Raw genomic sequence first — 18818 nt, forward strand, 5'->3', positions numbered from 1 at the left:
ATTAATTAAATGATTATAGCAGATGGTTGGTTAAAAACATTGTAGTGGCACCCTTTTTATGGGTGCCAAGAAGAAGACTATTTGGTAATAGAAATACTGTCGTGATGACCATCTGTAACTGGTTTAAAATCCATCGCCTTGGAGTTATCCATAAGTACAGGAACAAAGAGCAATGAAACAAACACTGCCGCAACCGTACCGGAGATAAGTGCAACACCAAGTCCACCAAATACAGGGTCACCGGCAAGCAGTGCCGAACCAAGAATAATGGCAACGGCAGTCAGCATGATCGGTTTAGCTCTAGTGGCTGCAGCAACAGCAATGGCTCTACGTTTTTCCATACTATGATACTCCATGAGCGATTTGGCAAAGTCTATCAGCAAGAGCGAGTTCCTCGAAGAGATCCCTATCAGGGCAATAAAGCCAATGAGGGAGGTTGCCGTCAGGAAGAAGGTCTCAGTAGTAAACCAATTGGCTACCCAGTGTCCTACGATCACCCCAATAAGAGAAAGGAATGAACCTAGCAGAACGATACCTGCAATCGCATAACTTCTATAGTAGATCACCAACAATAAGAAGATAAGAATAAGCGCAGAGATAAATGCACCACCCAAGTCTCTAAACGTATCCAATGATACTTTCATCTCACCATCCCAACGTAAAAGGAATTTCTCTCCTGTCTTTTTATCTGTTAAATGAAGATCAAACATATAGGTTGTGATACCCGGTTCTTTTTCTACCTCATACTCTTTAGAAAATTCCTCTAACATCACACCACGAGCTTCTAAAAGCGGATAAAGTTGAGAGACCATATCTGTCTCTGCCAAAACATTTACCATACGAGAAAGATTTTTATGCATGATCATTGGATTAGAATCTACTTTACGTAAAGTGACTACTTCACTCAGTGGAACCATCATTCCTTTCATATTCATAAGATTAAGGGAGGAGAGTTTACTCTGAAGTGCATCCTCTTTCTCTGAATAGAGACTTTTACTCTCTTTTTCCAAAACCAAGAACATCGGTATTTGATCTGGAGAATTCTTAGAATTCTTATGCGCTATGACCATACCTTCAAATGCAAGATACAAGATGTTGTTGACCTGCTTTACACTTAACCCGCTTCTTGCGATCTTCTCTTTATCAGGAATCAGTTCATATTTGGAGAAAATTTCATCTGCCATAATATCTACATCTACCAAACCTTCTGTTTCAGTCAAAATTCCTGCGACTTTTGTAGAGATAGTTCTTACTTTCTCCAGGTTTTCGCCATGTACTTCAACCACTATAGATGCAAGTGTTGGAGGACCTGAAGGTTGTTCTACAAATTTAATATTGGTTCCGGGAAGTTGTGGCAAACAAGCTTTTTTGATAATGGGTCTAAGACGTTGCACCATTAAAAAAGAAGGCTCAGCTCTATGATGTTTGTCTGTTAAGTTCACTGATATTTCTGAAACATTTTCTGTACGTTTCATGCTTGCACCTTTTACAAGTCCAGCATAATCCAGAGGGATACCTTGAGCCAAAAAGAGCTCAATATTCATCACCTCTTTCTCGTTTTTAAGAATATCAATAACACAGGTACTCATCTGTTTAGTCTGTTCTATAGAGCTACCTGTAGGGGTATCTACATAAACAGAAAAAGTATTGGCACTTTTACCGGGAAGCATTTTTGCCAATACCATCATAGTAGGGAACATCATCAACGAACCAAAGAATGCCAAGATAGTAAGTACTACAACGAGTGTTTTTTTAGACTTTTTATCTAAAATATTATAAATTAAACCTTCAAGTTTACTCATTATTTGCCTCCTTTATCATCATGATGCTTATGCTCAGGCTTCTTCAATAGTTTTAAACTCAAATAAGGTGTAAAGATATAAGCTACAAACAGTGAAGCGATCAATGCAACCGGTACATTATAAGGGATAGGCTTCATAAATGACCCCATCATCCCTCCTACAAATGCCATCGGTACCATCGTAAGGATGATCGCCAAAGTTGCGATGTTCGTTGGAGCTCCTATCTCATCTGTTGCCTCAACAAGGAGTTCACCCATCTCTTTATCTTCAACACCATGACTATGCAAATGTCTATGAATGTTTTCGATAACAATAATGGCAGCATCCACAAGAAGTCCCAAGGAGAGCAACAACGCAAAGAGTGTGATCCTGTTCATGGTTTGTCCTGTCATCCACGCAGTGAAAAGTGTCACTGCCAAAATAGCAGGCACAGAGAAGGTAACGATGATAGATTCTCTCCAACCTAAAGCAAATACAAGCATAAGTGCAATAATCACAATGGTGATGATAAGGTGATGCATCAACTCATTTACCGCTTCGTTTGCTCTTTCACCATAATTTCTGGTTATCAGATACCCTACACCCACTTTACTGAACTCAGCCTCATACGCCTTAAGGACATCCACCACATCTTCAGCAACGAATACTGCATTGGTACCTGCAAGTTTTGCCACAGTCATAGTGATTTGATTTGCTTCTTTACTTAGGGCCGAAGAGTTTGCATCCTCTTTGAGTAGTATTTTAGCCGTTTGGAAATTTTGAATATCCAAACCACTTCTCACTTGGGCTACATCTCTCAAATAAATAGGTGAACCCATATATTGTGCTACGATTACAGAGCCTACATCATCCACACTCTCTATGGCATTCTTTACACCAAAGACCACAAGCTTATTGTCCCGTGTTCTTCCTTTTACATCAGGTACATCTACAGCAACAGACTGAACCGCTTGCATGATCTGTCCCAATGAAAGGTGATATGCTGAAAGTTTCCCCATATCTACTTCAATGTTGTACTGAGCTTTACGCGCACCCTTGAGTGTTGTTTTTGCCACATAATCAACACCATTGATCTTCTGCTGTACTTTTCTCACCATTTCAAAAAGTTTAACATCGCCTAAATTACTACCTGGTTTAGGATAAAACGCTACGGTAATAATAGGGATATCAATATCTATATCAAAAGGTTTGATCAATGGCTGCATCACCCCTTTTGGCATCAAGTCCATATTTTGCATCACTTTATCGTAAAGTTTGAGGTTAGAGTCTTCTCTATCTTCTCCAATGTAATACATGACATTTACTACCCCCACATTATCCATAGCCATACCATAGACATGCTCTATCCCTCTTACTTCTCGAAGTTTTCTCTCCAAAGGTTTTACGATGATATTTTCTATCTCTTCAGGAGAAGCACCAGGCATTGCCACGATAACTGCACCTCCGGAGATAGCGATCTGAGGATCTTCTTCTCTTGGCATAGTATTGAGTGCCAAATAGCCCATAATAAGCAAAAAGGCACCTAAAACTGCCGTTAAGGGATTTCGTAAAAAACCTTTCGCCAACTTACCCGCTACATCTGTAACTTGATATTCTTTTTTATCTGACATAATCACTACTTAATAAGAATTTTGGCATACATACCAGGATAAACTGAACGACCTTTAAGGTCAAATTCTATTTTGATCTTAAACTTATGTGTCATTGGATTTGAACTGGGGATAATAGAAGTGATCTTACCTGTCGTAGCAAACCCCATGGATGGTATCTCTATATCTACCTTTTTACCCAAGTTAATATATTTAAGTTGTGTCTCCGCAATTTCAGCAACGATCTTTAACCTGCTTAAATCTGTAAGAATGACCGCAGGCATACCAGGGATCGCCATCTCACCTTCATTCAATTTTTTAGCTACGATAACGCCATCGTTAGGTGCTTGGATCTTAAGATAATTATACTGATTTAGTACTTCTTCTTTTTTCGCCTCTGCTTGCTCTACTTGTTTTTTGGCTATCTCTACCATATCTTTAAGATTATTTGCTGCAAGTTCCAAGGTCTCCAACTCATATTTTGAAACCATCTTTTTCTCATAGAGTCTTTGATGTCTTGCAAGATTCATAAGTACATTGTTATATTGGTTTTTATTCATTTGGAGGGCTAATCTTGCTTGAGAGATACCAAGATCAACCTGTCTCTCTGCAGATTCGATCTCTTTAGAATCGATCTCATAAAGTAACTGTCCTTTTTTAACAATATCACCTTCTGAGACAGCCATGTTTTTTACATAACCCATATAACGGCTTGTCATCATCTTTTGGTTGTCTGAAACTACTGATCCACTTAGGTTGATCTCTACAGCATTTACAGCTGTCACCATCACAAGCATCATTACTAATGTAATCACTCTTCTCATACATTTCCTCCTGCATTTAATATACTGTTCAATTCAAATATTTTTGTATTACGCTTATTTTTAACACTCAACAGTTTAAGTAACATTTCAAGCTCTTTAGATTGTTTGATCAAAACATCAGAGATCGAAACAATTCCCTCTTTATAACGTGCACTATAATTCTCATACACTTTTCTGGCAAACCGCAACTGCTTTTTATAACTCTTTACATCAGCACTTTGGCTTAAAATTTCAGTTTGTAATTTTTTTACTTGTAAAGCAATACCGCTTTTGGCCAGTGCCACTTGGTCTTTTACTTTAAGACGATTCACTTTTGCTTTTTCCAAGTTAGCGTCATCTGTTCCACCGCTAAACAAGTTCCATTTGACCTGAACCCCAACCGTATAGGCATCTTTATCGGCAAATTCATTCCAGAGCTTATCATCAGCACTGCCATACTCAGCAAAGCCTCCGACCGTAGGAAGAAAATTTGATCTTTCAACATTGACTGCCATTTCTGTAATTTCTAATCCCAAAAGTGCTTTTTGTATATCTAAATTATTTGCTTCTACCTCACTGGCAGTTACACGAGGCATGGGTGCCATATCATTCACTTTTTTAATAGTACTTACTTCCGTGTTAAGTAAAAAAGAGAGGAATTGATAGGCAAGATCTTTATTGAGTTTTGCCTGATTAAACATACTTTCTGCTTCTGCCTTACGTGCTTCTACCTCTAGTAGATCTATGTTTTGTGCATAGCCCTCTTTTTGCATGGTTTTTACTATAGACTTCAACCGTTCAATATTGTGAATGATCTTAGAAAGATTTGAAATATAATTTTCTACCAAGGAGATATCATAAAATGCTTTTTTGGTTTGGAAAATTTTCTCATTAAGAAGCTTTTGTGTATCCAACTGACTCATACGGTGGAGAGAATCTGTAATGTGCCCATACTCTGTGAGTTTACCCCCTGTATAAAGAGGAAGCATATAAGAAAGTTTTGTTTGAAAGTGATTTCTTGCATCTGGGTAGTTAAGATTATTGGGTTGTGTAGCTAAAAGCTCTGGAGCATTACCAGGTAATCCACCCATCTGTCCTAAAAATTCATCAAAACCAAAATCATTGAAAGTAGCTTCTCTACTCTGCAGTTTAAAACCAAATACATTCCCAGCATCATTAGATCGCATTCCCATAACAGTCAGATCCAATTTACCATAATGGAATCCTTCAGCAGCCTTTGCCTCATATTGCTTCATCTGTTCATTAAAACGAGATATTTTTAGTTCTAAATTATCTTTTTCCAATATTTTTATAGCCTGATCAAGACTTAAATGCTTGACTCCCGCAAAGAGGGGTAAGGATATAAGCAGTAAAAGAAGGTATCTTTTGATAAACATGATAGTAAACTCCTAATATAAAGATTTATTATAGCACAAGATGTAGCCCTACACTATGTTACAGCAGTATTATCGCGATTATATCTAATTGAATTTAATTTAATGATTAAAAATTGATGTTTGTATCAATTATTTTGAATATTTAAGGTAGTGTCACGTTGCGCGGGCATAAATGCCCACGAAAAAAATCAGTTTAAAGCGTTGCGTAAGATACGCTAATACACGCTTCCAAAGATGAAAGTTCATCAAGTACTTTTTTAGAGATTTGACCATCTACACGCACTATAGCCAATGCCTGTTTTTTATTGTCTCTTCCTAATCTAAAGTCAGAAATATTTAGTTCATTACTAGCCAAGATATGACCTACATCACCAATAACACCCGGTGTGTCTGTATTTCTAAAGAAGATCATCGTTCCTTTAGGTTCAACATCCAATGTATAGTCATCTATCTCAATAATACGTTGAACAGTATCATCAAATACTGTACCAGCAATAGTAATAGTACTCTCTACTGTAGTAAGTTTAAGAGCTACTTTATTGGTAAAACCGCTTGTATTTGGTTTCGTTTCTTTCAATATCTCTATACCGCGATCTTCAGCAACAAATTCTACATTCACATAATTCACAGTGTCTCCGACTGACTCCGTAAGTACACCTACAGTAGCAAATGTCCCCATAGATTCAATATACTCGGTCACAGGTCCTTCTGCAGTCACTTTGATGGACTTCACCGCACTTTTAGTGACTTGTGCAGATAAGTGTCCCATCTTTTGGATAAGTTCAAGGTATGGCCTCACAAAATCAGGTAATTCATTCTCTTTAATAGGTAAATTAAGTGCATTTGGGTACGAAATACCTTTAACAGCTGCTATTGCATTTTCAGCTGCCTGGATCGCAATATTACGTTGAGACTCTTTAGTATTGGCACCAAGATGTGGTGTAACTGTTACATTATCAAGGTCAAGTAGAGGATGGTCCGTTGCAGGTTCTTTGTTAAATACATCAATACCTGCCATAGCTATCTTACCAGACTTCAAACCTTCAAGAAGTGCATCTTCATCATACAAACCACCTCTAGCACAGTTTATAAGGATCACACCATCTTTCATCTTAGCGATCTCTTCAGAACCTATCATCCCGATAGTCTCTTGATTTTTAGGTGTATGAATAGTGATAATATCACATGCCAAAATATCTTCAAAGTTTTTTGTATAAGCAACATCAAGATCTGTTGCTTTACTTGGATCAATGTATGGGTCAAAAGCAAGAACATCCATCTCAAATGCTTTTGCTCTTTTACCTACTCTTGAACCGATATTACCAAAACCGATGACACCAAGCTTTTTATCTTTAAGCTCCGTACCATACCAGTCCTGTCTTCTCCATACACGATCAAGCTTGAGGTTGTTATGCGCATAAGGAAATTTTCTTACACATGAAAGCAAGTGTGCCATCGTAAGTTCCACTGCAGCAATGGTGTTCGCTGTAGGTACATTCATGATAACAATACCCTGTTTACTTGAACCGGGGATATCTACATTATCTACACCTACACCTGCACGTACAACTGCTGTGATTTTTTTAGCTGCAGCTAAAAACGCATCATCTACATCTGTAGAAGAACGTGTAATTGCAACATCTGCTAGAGGAATGATCTCTGAGACGAGCTTATCTTTAGGCTCATCTGCAGCATTTATAAGTTCTATTTCACTATCATTAGCGAGAATATCTAAGCCACTTTGGTGTATATGGTCACAAACAACAATAGTTTTTCTTGACATCTAATAACCTTTTTTGTAATTTTTTATTTACTTAATTTTTTAAAGTACTGAAGAAAATACGACTAGTCGTATGAGCTGCCTGCTGAAGGCAACTCAGTGTTAACGCAGTTTTTGGAGCTTTGCTCTAAAAGCGTCCTATAATAGCTTATCTTTTAAATTTATCGCCAAATGCATCACCTAAAGTCATGCTGTCATCTTGGTCCAAGTTAAGTTGATCCATTGCTTCTCTCTCTTCTTGACGCTCAAGTCTTTTTACAGAAACTCTGATTCTATCAGTGTTACCATCAATAAAGCTGATCACACCTTTGATCTCTTGACCTTTTTCTATCTCGTCAATTTTAAGAGGGTGAAGATCTTCTGTTCTGATAAGTGCATCAACATTGTCTTCAAGTGCAATAAATACACCAAAGTCTTTTTTATCTTTTACTGTACCAGTTACGATAGCACCATTTTTATGCGTTTCAGCAAATGCTTTTACAGGTGAAGCCTCAAGTGCTTTTTTACTCAATGAAATTTTTCCTGCATCTCTATCGATCTTGATGATCTTCACTTCAACTTCATCACCCACTTTGAGTTCAGATTTTGCATTTTGTGACTTATCCCAAGAGATCTCTTGATTATGAAGAAGACCTTCTATAGCACCAACTCTTACAAATGCACCAAAATCAGTGATTGATGTCACTGTACCAGTTACAACATCACCAACTCTGTTTTCAGCTGTAAATGCATCCATAGGTTTAGGAAGAAGGTTTTTAAGACTTACTCTAAGTCTTCTACCCTCTTTATCGATCTCGATCACTTCAACATTGATCTCTGAATTATTTTCTAAATAATCTTTCGGGTGTTTAACATTTTTGTCCCAAGAAATTTCAGATACGTGAAGGAACGCTTCAAGATCTTCACCAAGATCAACAAATACACCATAAGGTTCGATCTTAGAAACTGTAGCAGTTACTGTATCACCTACACCAATGATCGCATCAATGTCAGCCCAAGGATCAGGATTTGCATCTTTAATAGAAAGAGAAAGGTGTCTTTTCTTTTTATCATACTCTAAAGCGATAACATTAACTTCATCACCCTCTTGGAAATATTTAGATGGATTCACTGGACCTTTGTGAGAAATTTGTGAATAGTGAACAAGACCATCCATACCACCAACATCTACAAACATACCATAAGAAGTGATCTTTTTGATCGTACCGATTACCGGATCTTTACTCTCAAGAAGTGCACCAACGATCTCATCAGTTTTAGCTTTATCACGTTCAATAAGTTCTTTTCTTGAAACAACTACTGAACCTTTATCTTTATCTACTTTAACGATAACCGCTTTAACTTTTTTACCTTTTGGATCTACTTTTGAAGAGAGGTAAGAGAGTGTACGTGGCATAAAGAATTCCAAACCATCACAGTCTACAACGTAGCCACCTTTGTTTGTCTTCGTTACAACACCTTCGATGATATACTCTTGATCTTCGTCATATTCAGCGATAAACTCGTTAAGTGCTACTCTGCTAAGTGCTGCTGTATGAGAGATACGACCTCTACCCATAGTAACAACGTCTATAGTATCACCTACTTTAAATGCTATATTTCCCTCTTCGTCTTTGATCTCGTCAAGAGAAAGATTAGCATCTCTACCACCACCGATATCTACTACTGCCAAATTATCTTTTTCATCAATTTTAACAATTGTACCTGTAACTAAATCACTTCTTGACTCTGACTTTTTGAACGATTCCTCGAGCATCGCCTCAAAATCTACTTCTTCTATTTCGATATCTTCGAACTTCATACCTATCCTTATGTGTGCCTAATTTTGCGTTATTATATCCAAAAACTTTATGAAGATGCTTATAAGATGTAGGTCGGGGTATCCCTACCCCGACAAAAATTTGTAAAGAAATATAAAGATGATTTAGAAAAAAAGTTAAAGTCGGGGTAGGGACACCCCGACCTACGAGAAATAATAAGTTTTCAGTTAGAAGAAATACTCTCCAAAACCTCAAAATAAGTAGGGAAAGTTTTAGCTGTACACTCAGGTTCATTGATGGTGACAGAGACCGGATCAAGTGCCAAAAGAGAGAAACACATTGCCATTCTATGGTCATCATAAGTGTCTATAGCTGCATGTTTAAGAACATTTGGGGGTGTTATTTTTAAATAATCCTCACCCTCTTCTACTTCAGCCCCAACTTTTCGAAGTTCCGTAGCCATGGCGAAGAGTCTATCTGTCTCTTTTACGCGCCAATTATAGATATTTCTAAGTGTGGTAGTACCTTTGGCAAAAAGTGCTGTGGTAGCGATGGTCATTGCTGCATCCGGGATGTGATTGAAATCCATATCTATAGGGTTCAGCTCACCCCGGGTCACAGATACAAAATCATCACCCCACTCTACTTTTGCACCCATTTTTTCAAGCACATCAGCAAAAGCAACATCTCCCTGGATACTGTTTTTCCCGATACCCGTTACTTTAACCGTACCGCCTTTTATGGCTGCAGCAGCCAGGAAATAGGAAGCAGAAGAGGCATCTCCTTCCACCATGAAAGAGTCCACTGCTTTATAGCTCTGTCCACCTTTAATACGGAAAATTTTATAATTTTCATTTAAAACTTCAACACCAAATGCTTTCATAATGTGTAAGGTAATATCTATGTAAGGTTTGGAGACGAGTTCACCAATGATAGAGATGGTCATATCTTCTTTTGCCATCGGCGCAGCAAGCAGCAGTGCTGTCAAAAACTGACTCGAGATAGCACCCTCTATCTTTACCTCTCCACCTTTCAAACCATTTCCTTCGATCTCAAGTGGAGGGTAACCTTCATTCTCTTTATAGGTTATTTTAGCACCTGCCTCTCTCAATGCATCTACCAAATGCCCTATGGGCCGCTCTTTCATACGAGGTTCACCCGTTAACAGATACTCCCCTCCTCCTAAACACAATGCCGCACAGAGTGGACGCATGGCAGTGCCTGCATTACCCAAAAACAGTTCTTGTGCTTTTTCACTGCTTATAGGACCCCCATTACCTTCAATAGTACATCGGGTTTTATCCTCAGATAACGTATATTTGATACCCAGTTGTTTAAGGGCATTTAACATATGTCTGGTATCATCACTCTCTAAAAGATTAAATATCTCTGTAGTCCCCTCTGCCAGAGCAGCAAGAAGTAAAGCTCTGTTTGAAAGGCTCTTAGAACCAGGAAGATTGATCTCTCCATCAATTTTAGAGATAGGCTTTAGTGTAAGTGTATTCATTATATTTAACCCTATTTTATACTTTGGATCTTATCAATAACATTTTGAACGACCCAATCAGGAGTAGATGCACCCGCAGAGATACCACAGAGTTTTTTACCCTCAAACCAACTGGATTCAAGCTCTTTTTCATTCTCTATCAAGTAGCTCTCTTCACAGTAACTCTTACAGATAGAGTGTAATTGTTTCGTATTGGAAGAGTGTCTCCCGCCTATGACTATCATCACATCTGCATCTTTTGCTAATTCAGCTGCGGCATCCTGGTTTTCAAATGTTGCATTACAAATGGTATTAAATACCCTTACCTCTTTATGTGCAAGGATAAGAGCATTTACTACCCTTAAAAAATCTTCCGGTTTTCTTGTTGTTTGTGCAACAACAGCAACCTTAGAGAGTATCGGCAAACCTTCCAACTCTTTTTCATCTTCTACGATAAAGGCATTCCTCAAATCTTTCGCATAACTCACAACACCCTTGATCTCCGGGTGATCTTTGTCTCCAAAGATAACGATACTATACCCCTCATCACTCATTTTAGCAACGATATTTTGAGGTGTGGTCACATAAGGACATGTTGCATCTATGATCTCATTTTCCTGTGCTTTAAGTTGAGTAAGTTCATCTTTAGGAATACCGTGTGTACGGATCACCACAGAGTCATCAATATTGACATCATCAATATTTCTTGCAATACCGATCCCAAACCCTTCCTGAAGACGATTGATCTCATCTTTATTATGGATCAATGGACCGTATGTCACACTCCCTTTATGCTCTTCTGCTATTTTAATAGCTCTTTTTACACCAAAACAAAATCCATAACTAGATGCTAATTCTATTTTCATTTTTATCTCAATTCAGCTTTACACTCTGTCTCAAGGCAAGTCATTACCTGACTCATCACCGCTTCTATATCACTCTCTTCAAGTGTTTTCTCCATAGATTGGATAAAGAATCGAATCGTTAAACTCTTCTTCTCTCCCAACTTTTCATCTTCATAAATATCTACTGGATAGATATCTTTAAGCATAGGGAGTTCCAATGTGTTGAGTGCTTTAGCCACTTCATAATAATTCATAGACTTATCTATCACAACAGAAAGATCTTTATAGACACCCTGGAACTTGGAGATAGGCTTCGCATTGATATGTTTTGGTAACAATGCATCAAAATCCAACTCTGCGATAAATGTTTCAGGTATATCATACTCATCCTGTACTGTAGGGTGCAATTTCGTTAAGAAACCACATACTTTTCCATCTACAACTATGTCTGCTGACTGATACGGGTGAATAAGTCCATTCTCATGGGTGCAAGGCACCAAGTCAAACGCACCGACAACAGCACCGACTTTTTGTGTGAAAGAGGCAAAGTCTATCATCTTTGGTTTTCCGGCGTTACTTACATTCTCACCATCGACTTGTCCGCAGAAGACAAAAGAGAGTACTTCTGCCTGTTCTCTATTGCTTCCAAATACAGCACCTATCTCAAAAAGAGGGATAGACTTCTTCGTGTAACTCACATTACGTCTCGTTGCATTAAGAAGATTTACAAGGATCGTACTTCTAAGTGTGTTCAGCTCTTCTGCGATAGGGTTAGAGAGGTCAAGTGCTTCTTCTACTGTAGGGAAACCATATTTTTCCAATAGAGCTCTTTCACTGAAGACATAACTCACATTTTCATAAAATCCTGCACCCACTGCACGGTTCTTAAACCCTTTTTTGGCTTTATATCTATCTGTTGTATCATTTAAACGTGCCTTCTCTGCAAAGACAAAAGGTTTTGCTTCAATATTATTGATCCCAATAATACGTACGATCTCTTCAGCGATATCTTGTATATGTTTAATATCATGTCTAAATAGTGGTACTCCCGCAGCGATGATATCATGACCCATAGAGCTTATTTCAAATCCAAGTTTCTGTAAGATAGTTGCTATTTTACTGATCTCTACATCCATACCCACAATAGCTGAGATCTCACTAGCCTCTACGATGACAGTCTCATGTTCTCTATCTACATCTACATTTAAAGAACCCTCATAACAGTTAATATCTGTATACCTATCCAGTAGTGAAGCTAAGAAAGTAAGACCAAATCTAAGATCCGGGTTAGATCCTCTTGATGTTTTATAGTAAAGGTCATCTCTCTTCAAAGAAGTAGTTGAAACCGCTTCAACTAAAGTATCCGGGTTGATATAACTGGCTTCCAGCAAAAGCTCTTTTGTCTCATCGTTTGCTATCACTTCTTCTTTTTGATTCACACCAGCTACAGAAAGTACTTGCGTATTACCTATGATCTCTATGATCCCTTTGGCTTTTGCCCTAGGGGTAACTACTACTTTCCCTTCTTCATTACGGAAAGCATCACTGTCATACGCACGCAAGATCACACCTGTTGCATGAGTAGCATAAGCCAACACACTTACCAGTTTACCCTCTGCTTCTACACTTACCATAGCTAAACGTAACTGTACGAGAAAACTATTATTGATATCATTTATGGTTGCACGTTTATAGTACAGATCCGCATCCATTTCGCCATCACTATGAAGCTCTGCATCTCTGGCGATACCAAGCTTCATCTTCTCTGCTTCTTTGTACTCAAAAGGTTTCATCTCGATGTCAAGTGCCGAGCTCAAATCTCTAGCCACACCATAAATGCTAAGACAATCACCTCTGTTGGCTGTAAGTTCAAGCTCAATGATCGTATCTGCCACTGTCTCATAAGAACCAAATTCACGTCCCACTTCGAGCTCACCGATACTTTCATCAAGTATCATAATTCCTTTACCCGTATTGGGCAATCCAAGCTCAGAAGAGGCACATACCATTCCTTCACTCTCCACACCGCGAAGTTTCGCATGCTTGATGGCAAAATCACCAGGAAGTACTGCACCGATGGTCGCTACAGCTACATACTCAGCATCTATTACATTGGCAGCACCACAGACGATCTGTCTTGTACCTGAACCTACATCTATCTGACATACATTGAGCTTATCTGCATCAGGGTGTTTTTCACAAGAAAGTATTTTCCCTACAACAACTTTCTGGGCAATTTCAATCTGATTGATACTGTCAACTTCCAACCCTATAGAGTTAAACGTTTCATAAAGCGTTTCATTCGACACATTGCTCAGGTCTATAAATTCATTTAACCAACTTCTTGTTACTATCATCTAAACTGCTCCAACAAACGAATATCACCTTCAAACAAAGATCTCAGATCAGGTATTTTGTGCATAAGCATCGCAAAACGCTCTACACCCAAACCAAATGCATAACCACTCACATCTTCATAACCCACTGCCTTAAAGACATTCGGATCAACGATACCACAACCAAGGACTTCCAACCATCCTGTATGTGAACAGACTCTACACCCTTTACCTTCACAGAAGATACAAGAGATATCCACTTCAGCAGACGGTTCGGTGAAAGGAAAGAAACTTGGTCTAAAACGTACTTCAACATCACCAAACATATACTGCAAGAAGTCTGTCAAGATAGCTTTGAGGTTAGCAAAACTCACTTTGCCTTTGTCATCTACCACAAGACCTTCTACCTGATGGAACATCGGTGTATGTGTCAAGTCATAATCTCTACGAAATACAGAACCCGGTGCGATCATACGGATAGGAGGCTTCGTTTCCATCATCGTACGTATCTGCACAGGTGAAGTATGCGTACGAAGCAATCCGCCATCATTAAAGTAGAATGTATCTTGCATATCTCTGGCAGGGTGGTACTTAGGGAGATTCAGTGCTTCAAAGTTATGGAAATCATCTTCGACCATAGGACCACTCTCCACTGCAAAGTTCAACGCCACAAAGTAGTCGATGATCTTATCCATCGTCTCCATTACCGGGTGGAGTGCACCTTTTTGTGCAAGAGTGCCATAAAGAGAAACATCTATCGCTTCACTTTTAAGTACTCTCTCTATCTCTTCAGCCTTAAGTGCTTCATAACGTACATCAAAAGAGCTTTGCAGTGCTGCTTTACTCTTGTTCAACCCCTCTGCAAATGCTTTTTTCTCTGGTCCGGGTATATCTTTCATCTTAGCAAACTGCGCTGCTAAAACACCCTTCTTACCAAAAAGCTCAACACGTACCTTTTCCAGTGTTTCAAGCGAATCAGCCTGAACGATCTTCTCTTCTAAATTTTCCATAAAACTCCATTTATAGAACGCCTAAGAAGCTAAGCTCCTTAGACTACGTTAACACTAGGTTTACTTCAGCAGTATACTCATGTGACTAGTCACATTAACGCTAACGCTATAATTTATTGTATATAATTTAACGTGATTTTATCCAAATGTAACTAATAATGGGATTTATTGCTACTTTTCTGTGTTATAATCACTTAAAATCACTACGTCATACTCGTGCTTGACACGGGTATCCACAAGTCGATATGATAAGAAAAATAAAAAATAAATCAAATAACCAAAGGACAATAACATGTGTATATTTTGTAAGATCGTAAATGGAGAGATCCCTAACAATACTGTTCATGAAAGCGAACACTTCTTGGCATTCCATGACCTCCATCCAAAGGCACCTATCCACATCCTCATCATTCCCAAACAGCATGTAGATTGTTTTCAGGATGTCACTGCTGAAACTATGGGTGCGATTACAGAGTTTACTCAGGAAGTGGCAACAAAAGTAGGCATAGACAAAACCGGCTACAGACTCATCACCAACAACGGATCAGATGGAGGGCAAGAAGTAAATCATCTACATTTCCACCTACTAGGCGGAGCAAAACTCGTATGGGACCATACACATGAGGATGCACATAGAAGTCTTTAAAAAGATTTCACCCTCATGTTACAACATGAGGTATCCAAAAAGTATTTCTTTCCTTCATTCAAAACATTTACAAGCTTAATACCTTTCCAACAAACAACTTAAAAAAACAAAAAAGTATTTTAAAGAATAATGATCAAAAAGTTTAGGTTTTTATATTCTGATGGTACAATACTATATTAATAATTGGGGGAGATTCTTTGGCTTGTTCATAGAATGCTATTATAAGGGGAGATAGTGATCAAAAAAATAATTTTAATTCTATTAATAACAACTAGTCTGATGGCAGATAAAACCGAACAGACAACTTTTGAAAAATTTACTTTCAAGCCTGAGACAAAACTCACAGACGAAGAATTAAAAGATAGAGTATTATATACAAATTTAATTGGTGGTGCTGTTGTTACTGCATGGGGTGTGGCATTCTGGGATTATTTTACCATATCCCCGGTGATGGGTGACGAAGGCTGGTTTGAGGAAGATACAAAGTATGGTGGGGCTGACAAACTTGGCCACCTTTACTCTACCTATCTTTGGTCATTGGGTTTCTCTTCACTCTATGAATACTGGGGTATGGAAAATGATGATGCGATGATCTACGGTCCTCTAACCTCTTGGATCTTTCAAGGTTTGATGGAGGTGGGAGATTCATTTAGTGAATCCCAAGGTTTCTCTTATGAAGATATGATCGCAAATACCATTGGTGCCGGTTTTTATTATTTAAGAGAAAAATATCCATCTCTCAAAGAGAAAGTAGATCTTCGTTTAGAGTACTTACCAAACTTCAATAATAATAGTAGTGGAGATATTTTTACCAAATATGATTCCATGAAGTATGTCATGGCAGTTAAATTCAGTGGCTTTGAGAGTATGAATGACAGTTTTTTAAAATATGGTGAACTTCAACTTGGCTACTATACAAGAGGGTATGAAAATGAGATCGACTATCCTCAAAAAGAGAGAATTGGCTATGTAGGCATAGGTATTAATGTTTCTGAAGTACTTAAAGAGATGGGTTGGCTTAAGACCAGTAAGGTGTTTAACTATTATCAACTTCCATATACCTATATTCCATTTGAGCGTGATTTTAATTCCAACTCTTATATACCACCATACTCAAGAGGCAGATAGTAAAAATATACATCTAACTTTACCCTTGTACCGAAGCTAAAGCTTTGGAACAAGAAAAAATAACATGATCACATAGATCTTCTTCCTCATACACTCCACACAACCTTTGCTATAGTAAACTATGAAAATCAAAATATGCAAACATTTTCCCAAGATGCCCTCAGGAAATGCCCTTGGGGTGCAAAAAGTTTCACAAAAAGCTCAATAAAGCTTTTCACGATGATGACATCATAATAAAGTCATGTATCAATATGTGTAAAACATGTAAGAAACAACCTGTTGCTAAAGTGTATGGGGTGAAGATGAAGGGGAAAAATATAGGGGAAATTATTGCTAAAATAGAAGATATCTAGTACCCATTGTAATATATATTGATGAAAAAGACAATAATTTCATAGGAGGTGTGAGATGAAAGTTTATGTATGGACATTGCCAACACGCATTTTTCATTCATTATTGGTTCTATTTACACTAAGTGCCTATATCACTTCAGAGTGGGATGATCTACTAACACTACATGTGGCATTGGGTACCGCGCTAGGCATGCTGTTACTCTATAGAGTTTTATGGGGCGTCATTGGACCGAAATACTCCAGATTCAGTGATTTCAATCTAAATATAACAGCACTAAAGGAGTACCTTCTCTCGCTCTTTAATCCTAAGAAAAAGTATATCGGACACAATGCCGCTGCAAGTTATGCCATGGTCGGCATTATCATTGTGATACTCCTACTTACCATAACAGGACTGCTGACCTACGGCACTCAGGAAAACAGGGGCATCTTCTCTTTTTTACATGACACTTTCTTAAAAGACATGGAGTTTTTTGAAGAGATCCATGAATTTCTCGGGGCTGTTTTATGGTTTCTGATAGCTGTACATGTTGGCGGTGTTTTAGTTGACAGATTGTTACATGCCAAAGACGGTACCCTGACCTCCATCATTGACGGTCATAAAAATATGGAAGGAGAAAATGCAAAACTGACACTCTTCCAAAAAGCAGTAGCACTTATCGGTATCGGGTTAAGCCTCTTCATCCTGCTTTACGCCTTAAGTGGAAATGGAAACATTATTACCGGTTAGATAAAACGTAAATTGACATATGCATTCCATCTCAGAAGAGAGGGAACAAGAAAAACTGTGCTAACAGGGGCAAATACTAATTCTTTTTCTGCTCATTTACTCTTTGTGTAATCACTTGATTATCTATGCCTCCAGCGTATTGATATACAAGAGATCCTCCACTTCTCCCCTGATAGAGTGAAGTCATACTTGCAAGAATAATTAATGCAATAGAGAGATATTCAAGACGTGAAGAGTTTTTGGAAAGGGCAAACCATTTTGTCAAGGTAGTGACAAAGAGTATGGCTACTACAACAAAACCAAATATTTTATGGTTATTCAGAACATTAACACCATCTTGCAAAATTCTATTTGCATCCATTATCTTTTCTGCATCGTTCAATCCACTGAGTATAGCAAACAAAGATACCAACAGTGCAAAAGCTATGATCCGTGTTGCAGCTTTGGAATAGGCTTTGTCTTTAGTTACCATATAGGTAAATTGAGAAAAAAGAGCCACAATTGGCAAAGCAACGACAAAGTGTACAAATGGGGGATGCATTACATTCATTTTTATTCCTAGTGTTTATATACAGAATATTATAGTATCAAATAAATTAATACAATATTAATTTATAGGCAGTTGAACTATACTCTCGTTACTATAGTTCCCATCGCACTGCATATCTAAAGCTGATATACAATAGCATGACATGACCTCTATTTTCAATAGTAGTTGACTTATATCATTTTAAAAAAGAGTTGACTACGCTAAAATACCGAAAAATAAAAAAGGACATATTATTATGGACATCACAAACAGTTCTGTTGTAAACATTGAAAATGCCACTGTAGAATTTAAAAAAGGAACGATCGGAACGATCACAACCTATCAGTTTGATACTTCCAAAGGTGGACACCCGATGGTAAATGCAATGGCTGGTCTAGCAGTACTAAAAGATGACGAGCAGTTGATCATGTTAAATCATTGTGCCCCTACGGGTCTATTTCCAAAGATCGAAGACGAATTTGATTATACCCATCAAGAGTTACCAAACGGATTGACACAGATCGTCTTTTCAAAAAAATCAGAAGCACAGAACACTACAGATTTCTCTGCTACAAGTTGTGGCGGTGGGTGCGGCTGATTGGCTCCTCTTAAATTATAAACCAG

Annotated in this window: 15 protein-coding genes; 4 read left to right on the forward strand and 11 right to left on the reverse strand. The window is 38.1% G+C overall.

The genetic code is table 11. From position 1 onward, the window contains the following. Positions 1 to 77: 77 nt before the first annotated feature. From ACLHDG_RS11120 to pheS, 10 genes are all read right to left on the reverse strand, one after another. A complete protein-coding gene (locus ACLHDG_RS11120; RefSeq protein WP_415406307.1) occupies positions 78 to 1802 on the reverse strand; it encodes an efflux RND transporter permease subunit in 1725 nt (574 codons plus the stop codon). After that, the gene (locus ACLHDG_RS11125) at positions 1802 to 3412 is read right to left on the reverse strand and encodes an efflux RND transporter permease subunit (RefSeq protein ID WP_415406308.1); all 1611 of its coding nucleotides are present in this window, start codon (positions 3410 to 3412) and stop codon (positions 1802 to 1804) included. Before ACLHDG_RS11125 ends, ACLHDG_RS11120 begins: the two co-directional genes overlap by 1 nt. Before the next feature lie 5 nt (positions 3413 to 3417). Continuing rightward, on the reverse strand, positions 3418 to 4215 hold the full coding sequence (locus ACLHDG_RS11130) for an efflux RND transporter periplasmic adaptor subunit (protein WP_415406309.1): 798 nt from the start codon (positions 4213 to 4215) through the stop codon (positions 3418 to 3420). Then, the gene (locus tag ACLHDG_RS11135) at positions 4212 to 5591 is read right to left on the reverse strand and encodes a TolC family protein (protein WP_415406310.1); all 1380 of its coding nucleotides are present in this window, start codon (positions 5589 to 5591) and stop codon (positions 4212 to 4214) included. Before ACLHDG_RS11135 ends, ACLHDG_RS11130 begins: the two co-directional genes overlap by 4 nt. A gap of 193 nt (positions 5592 to 5784) precedes the next feature. Beyond that, on the reverse strand, positions 5785 to 7374 hold the full coding sequence (serA, locus tag ACLHDG_RS11140; protein ID WP_415406311.1) for a phosphoglycerate dehydrogenase: 1590 nt from the start codon (positions 7372 to 7374) through the stop codon (positions 5785 to 5787). A gap of 145 nt (positions 7375 to 7519) precedes the next feature. Further along, positions 7520 to 9172: a 30S ribosomal protein S1 gene (locus ACLHDG_RS11145; RefSeq protein ID WP_415406312.1), complete on the reverse strand. Its 1653-nt coding sequence runs from the start codon at positions 9170 to 9172 to the stop codon at positions 7520 to 7522. A 182-nt stretch (positions 9173 to 9354) separates the two neighbouring features. Further along, entirely contained in the window at positions 9355 to 10638 is a 1284-nt protein-coding gene (aroA, locus tag ACLHDG_RS11150) for a 3-phosphoshikimate 1-carboxyvinyltransferase (RefSeq protein WP_415406313.1), read from the reverse strand. An 11-nt stretch (positions 10639 to 10649) separates the two neighbouring features. After that, positions 10650 to 11483, reverse strand: coding sequence for a 4-hydroxy-3-methylbut-2-enyl diphosphate reductase (locus tag ACLHDG_RS11155; RefSeq protein WP_415406314.1), 834 nt, complete (start codon positions 11481 to 11483; stop codon positions 10650 to 10652). Positions 11484 to 11485: 2 nt separating this feature from the next. Continuing rightward, positions 11486 to 13819 carry a phenylalanine--tRNA ligase subunit beta gene (gene pheT / locus ACLHDG_RS11160; RefSeq protein WP_415406315.1) on the reverse strand — a complete coding sequence of 778 codons (2334 nt, stop codon included), beginning with the start codon at positions 13817 to 13819 and terminating at the stop codon, positions 11486 to 11488. Further along, positions 13816 to 14808, reverse strand: coding sequence for a phenylalanine--tRNA ligase subunit alpha (gene pheS, locus ACLHDG_RS11165; RefSeq protein WP_415406316.1), 993 nt, complete (start codon positions 14806 to 14808; stop codon positions 13816 to 13818). Before pheS ends, pheT begins: the two co-directional genes overlap by 4 nt. Before the next feature lie 292 nt (positions 14809 to 15100). Between pheS and ACLHDG_RS11170 the strand changes: the two genes are divergently transcribed. From ACLHDG_RS11170 to ACLHDG_RS11180, 3 genes are all read left to right on the forward strand, one after another. Beyond that, on the forward strand, positions 15101 to 15454 hold the full coding sequence (locus ACLHDG_RS11170) for a histidine triad nucleotide-binding protein (protein ID WP_415406317.1): 354 nt from the start codon (positions 15101 to 15103) through the stop codon (positions 15452 to 15454). A 279-nt stretch (positions 15455 to 15733) separates the two neighbouring features. Continuing rightward, a complete protein-coding gene (locus ACLHDG_RS11175; protein ID WP_415406318.1) occupies positions 15734 to 16582 on the forward strand; it encodes a DUF2279 domain-containing protein in 849 nt (282 codons plus the stop codon). 408 nt (positions 16583 to 16990) lie between these two features. Continuing rightward, positions 16991 to 17665 (forward strand): cytochrome b/b6 domain-containing protein, encoded by a 675-nt coding sequence (locus tag ACLHDG_RS11180; protein WP_415406319.1) that lies wholly within the window; start codon positions 16991 to 16993, stop codon positions 17663 to 17665. Between the two features lie 76 nt (positions 17666 to 17741). On the opposite strand, the gene ACLHDG_RS11185 is transcribed toward ACLHDG_RS11180, so the two are convergent. Next, positions 17742 to 18215 carry a DUF2231 domain-containing protein gene (locus ACLHDG_RS11185; protein WP_415406320.1) on the reverse strand — a complete coding sequence of 158 codons (474 nt, stop codon included), beginning with the start codon at positions 18213 to 18215 and terminating at the stop codon, positions 17742 to 17744. Positions 18216 to 18450: 235 nt separating this feature from the next. On the opposite strand from ACLHDG_RS11185, the gene ACLHDG_RS11190 reads away from it, so the two are divergent. Then, positions 18451 to 18792: a hypothetical protein gene (locus ACLHDG_RS11190; RefSeq protein WP_415406321.1), complete on the forward strand. Its 342-nt coding sequence runs from the start codon at positions 18451 to 18453 to the stop codon at positions 18790 to 18792. Positions 18793 to 18818: the final 26 nt, after the last annotated feature.

Source organism: Sulfurovum iocasae (assembly GCF_047716765.1).
Lineage (GTDB): Bacteria > Campylobacterota > Campylobacteria > Campylobacterales > Sulfurovaceae > Sulfurovum.

Excerpts from the sequence above, each read along its gene's own strand:
- ACLHDG_RS11120 (WP_415406307.1), bottom strand. The coding sequence starts at position 1,802 with ATGAGTAAACTTGAAGGTTTAATTTATAATATTTTAGATAAAAAGTCT.
- ACLHDG_RS11125 (WP_415406308.1), bottom strand. The coding sequence starts at position 3,412 with ATGTCAGATAAAAAAGAATATCAAGTTACAGATGTAGCGGGTAAGTTG.
- ACLHDG_RS11130 (WP_415406309.1), bottom strand. The coding sequence starts at position 4,215 with ATGAGAAGAGTGATTACATTAGTAATGATGCTTGTGATGGTGACAGCT.
- ACLHDG_RS11135 (WP_415406310.1), bottom strand. The coding sequence starts at position 5,591 with ATGTTTATCAAAAGATACCTTCTTTTACTGCTTATATCCTTACCCCTC.
- serA (WP_415406311.1), bottom strand. The coding sequence starts at position 7,374 with ATGTCAAGAAAAACTATTGTTGTTTGTGACCATATACACCAAAGTGGC.
- ACLHDG_RS11145 (WP_415406312.1), bottom strand. The coding sequence starts at position 9,172 with ATGAAGTTCGAAGATATCGAAATAGAAGAAGTAGATTTTGAGGCGATG.
- aroA (WP_415406313.1), bottom strand. The coding sequence starts at position 10,638 with ATGAATACACTTACACTAAAGCCTATCTCTAAAATTGATGGAGAGATC.
- ACLHDG_RS11155 (WP_415406314.1), bottom strand. The coding sequence starts at position 11,483 with ATGAAAATAGAATTAGCATCTAGTTATGGATTTTGTTTTGGTGTAAAA.
- pheT (WP_415406315.1), bottom strand. The coding sequence starts at position 13,819 with ATGATAGTAACAAGAAGTTGGTTAAATGAATTTATAGACCTGAGCAAT.
- pheS (WP_415406316.1), bottom strand. The coding sequence starts at position 14,808 with ATGGAAAATTTAGAAGAGAAGATCGTTCAGGCTGATTCGCTTGAAACA.
- ACLHDG_RS11170 (WP_415406317.1), top strand. The coding sequence starts at position 15,101 with ATGTGTATATTTTGTAAGATCGTAAATGGAGAGATCCCTAACAATACT.
- ACLHDG_RS11175 (WP_415406318.1), top strand. The coding sequence starts at position 15,734 with ATGGCAGATAAAACCGAACAGACAACTTTTGAAAAATTTACTTTCAAG.
- ACLHDG_RS11180 (WP_415406319.1), top strand. The coding sequence starts at position 16,991 with ATGAAAGTTTATGTATGGACATTGCCAACACGCATTTTTCATTCATTA.
- ACLHDG_RS11185 (WP_415406320.1), bottom strand. The coding sequence starts at position 18,215 with ATGAATGTAATGCATCCCCCATTTGTACACTTTGTCGTTGCTTTGCCA.
- ACLHDG_RS11190 (WP_415406321.1), top strand. The coding sequence starts at position 18,451 with ATGGACATCACAAACAGTTCTGTTGTAAACATTGAAAATGCCACTGTA.